Here is a 641-nt window from a genome sequence, read left to right on the forward strand (position 1 = left end):
CCTTCGCACTGCCGGATAGCAGCACCCAGGTGAATGGGGTCTTCTCTCGTATGAAGCACTCCTTCCTTATCAGGCCTTACGCTGCCAGAACCCAGGTGTGGTGAGCCTCTGGCAGCTCAGGTCGCACGGCGCCTGCGTCAACCGGGCACTGGTGCAGCCTGCTCGGGCAGAGCGGCCTCGATGCTGTCATGATCCTTGTTCGGAAGAAGGATCAATGTGCTGTAGCCGGTGTCATCAAGATCGTGCCAGGCCGGTGCGTGCCTACAGAACAATTTCACATAACACCCAGGATGGAATGCGCTTGCTGCTACTTTGCTTAAGACAGCAGGGTTCCGGAAGGCGCTTCCTTGAAGCAGCGGCAAAGGTGTTTCTCGCACACGCGTTCGTCTTCAACCAGGACTTGAGACGGCTTGTGCTCGGCGCATGTCAAGCGACACCGAGATTTACGAGATAAGGCGACATCCAGTTTTACGACGGCTCAAGCGTGAGCCCGCTGGAGAGCCTCCTCCAGATCCCGCAGGCGATAGCTGCGCCCCTTGATGTTGAGAACATGCGCTCGGTGCAGCAGGCGGTCGAGGATGGCCGTGGCCAGCACCTCGTCGCCGGCCAGCAGCTCGGTCCACTCCCGGATGCTCTTGTTC

Annotated in this window: 1 pseudogene; it reads right to left on the minus strand. The window is 59.4% G+C overall.

The features are described from left to right. Positions 1-499: 499 nt before the first annotated feature. Positions 500-641 (minus strand): annotated as a pseudogene (locus tag FS320_RS44680) (ATP-binding protein); the annotation flags it as partial.

Source organism: Microvirga tunisiensis (assembly GCF_009296175.1).
GTDB lineage: Bacteria > Pseudomonadota > Alphaproteobacteria > Rhizobiales > Beijerinckiaceae > Microvirga > Microvirga tunisiensis.